The following is a 2,452-nucleotide window of genomic DNA, read 5'->3' on the forward strand; positions in this document are numbered from 1 at the left end:
GTCCACACGTTCGCGAACTGGTCGCTGCTGATTCCGCGAGAACATGCCACCACCGAACCATCGGACTGGTGGTAGGTGCAGCCTTCCATCAGGTCGATGATCACATCGATACCCGCGGCGCGTGCCCGGGAGATCTCCGTCGTCAGTCGGGCGACTTCCGCCTGGTCGAGTTCGCCGCCCAGGGTGGGCTGGATGCGCTCCCAATTGATTGGCAGCCGCACCACCGCGACACCGTGCTGGGCCTCAAACACATAGGACGCCACCGACTCGTTGCCGGCTTGATCGCCGTAGCCGCCGAGCCAAGTGAAAGTAGTATCGTTGACGCCGCGGAGATAGGAATGGGCAACGGGGAATTCGACCTTTTCAGCACGTTCATCGGCGGTCCTGAGTGAGGTGCCTAGCATGCCCACCACAACGACCAAAGGTGCGAGGACGACAACGCGGGCAACCCGCAGGACGCGCCGATGAGACGACACGGACGCCGCCGGGTTCACTGCCGCATTATCCATTTAACCAATAGTCCATGTGCTGACGGCTGCGCGCCGCCGCTGGGGCGGCCATGAGGTTGTCACGAGTCCTGGCCACTAAGATCGAAATGAACCATAGCCTTTACGATGTCGTCGAAGGACATCGTGGGTTCCCAGCCCAGAATCGCTCGAGCCTTTGCCGCGTCACCCACCGCGGCAGCTCGATCGGCCGGACGCAGCAAAGCCGCGTCGGTCTCGATACGAGATTCCCATTCGGTTATGCCCACCGCAGCGAACGCCGCAGCGACGAAGTCGGAGACCGAATGCGCGAAGCCGGTGGCGATGACGAAGTCGTCGCCCTTGCCGTACTTGGCCGTACGATACATCGCGTCGACGTAGTCGGGCGCCCACCCCCAATCACGCTTGACGCTGATGTCACCCAACACAAGCCGATCTCGGCGTCCGGACGCGATTGCGGCCACCGCGCTGGTGATCTTGCGGGTGACAAATTTTTTGGGGCGACGGGGTGATTCATGGTTGTACAGGATGGCGTTCGATGCCTCCAGTCCCTTGGCTCGGTACGCCCGCGACATCATGAAACCGAAGGCTTTCGAGGCGCCATACGGTGAGATTGGGCATAGTGGGGTCGTCTCGGTTTGCACAGACTCGATTGCACCAGCGAAGATCTCGCAGCTGGAAGCATTGACGACCACGATCTTCTTGCCACTGCGGTCCTGTGCTCGCAGGCAGCCCTCGAGCAGGTTGACTGTGCCCAGCGCATTCATCCTCGTCGTGGCCACGGGTTCTTGCCACGACGTGGCCACTGACGAAACGGCGGCCAGGTGAAACGCGAAGTCGGGTTGGACCTCCGAAATCAGCCCGCTGACCGTGTCGGTATCGGTCAGGTCGGCGTTGTGCGTGTGGACCGGTGGCAAACCGGTGTGCCCCTGACCCGGTCGTAGCACGCCATGAACCTGAAAACCCTTGCTTAGCAGCAACTCGGCCAAGTAGTACCCGTCTTGTCCAGTCACACCGGTGATGAGTGCCGTGCTCGACGGACCGTCGGGGGACATCTACCGAGCCATCAGTTCGTCGACCGCCACATAAATCTTCTCGGCGAAGCGCTCCTCGGCGAGACGGCACATCACATCAACTCGTTGCTGACGACGTCGTCTTGATGCTCCGAATACCACGCGACGGTGCGCTCCAGGCCTTCGTCGAGGCTCACCGCGGGCGCATACCCGAGTCGGCGCATCTTTGTGATATCGGGGCAACGACGCGGGGTGCCGCCCTCGGCGCCCTCGCCGGGACGAATGTCCAGGTCAACTCCGACCGTCTTGCCGATCCGGCTGGCCAGGTCGCGAATCGACACCTCTTCGTCGTTGCCGATGTGGTAAATATCGCGATGGCCGCCGCGGGCGTACATCGCCAAAATCCCGTCGACGATGTCGTCGACGTAGCAGAACGCCCGGGTCTCGGTGCCGTCACCCTGAATCTCGAACGGGGCCGTGCCACCCAAGGACGCCTCGCGGGCTTTGAGGGCGCCGACAATGAATTGCGGCACAACGTGTTTCCAACCCATGTCCGGACCGTAAACGTTGTGCGGCCGGAACACCTGCACCTTACGGTAGTAATCCCGGGCGTAGTTGAACGCGATCAACTCGCTGATGATCTTTGAACCGCCGTAGGAGTACCTCGGGTTGAGGCTATCGGGCAGCATCAGCGGGATCGTCTCAGGCGTCGGCACAACCGTCGGCGTCTGGTACACCTCAGCGGAAGAGGCGATTACCAGGTCGGGCACACCAGTGTTGCGGCCAGCATTGACGACGGCCAATGCGCCGCGCAGCCCGACATCGAGCACCAGTTCGGGGCGCTTGTAGAAGTTTTCGGTGCCGTTGATCGCGGCTAGATGCATGACCATCTCCGCGCCGGCGAAGGCACGCTCGAGCGCGTCCTGGTCGCGCACGTCGCACGTGAACAACTCA

The 2,452-nt window shown here is 62.1% G+C and carries 3 protein-coding genes; all 3 read right to left on the minus strand.

Annotated features, from left to right (window positions below):
- A partial coding sequence (locus VMD50_RS06530; protein WP_325426018.1) for a cellulase family glycosylhydrolase occupies nucleotides 1–494 on the minus strand: 494 nt, incomplete at its 3' end.
- Between the two features lie 74 nt (nucleotides 495–568).
- Entirely contained in the window at nucleotides 569–1,540 is a 972-nt protein-coding gene (locus tag VMD50_RS06535) for a GDP-mannose 4,6-dehydratase (RefSeq protein ID WP_325426020.1), read from the minus strand.
- Between the two features lie 71 nt (nucleotides 1,541–1,611).
- A partial coding sequence (locus VMD50_RS06540; RefSeq protein ID WP_325426022.1) for an NAD-dependent epimerase/dehydratase family protein occupies nucleotides 1,612–2,452 on the minus strand: 841 nt, incomplete at its 5' end.

This window comes from Mycobacterium sp., from assembly GCF_035506235.1.
Classification (GTDB): domain Bacteria; phylum Actinomycetota; class Actinomycetes; order Mycobacteriales; family Mycobacteriaceae; genus Mycobacterium.

What these genes read in the sequence shown, in the direction of transcription:
- VMD50_RS06535 (WP_325426020.1), bottom strand. Translation starts at nt 1,540, where the DNA reads ATGTCCCCCGACGGTCCGTCGAGCACGGCACTCATCACCGGTGTGACT.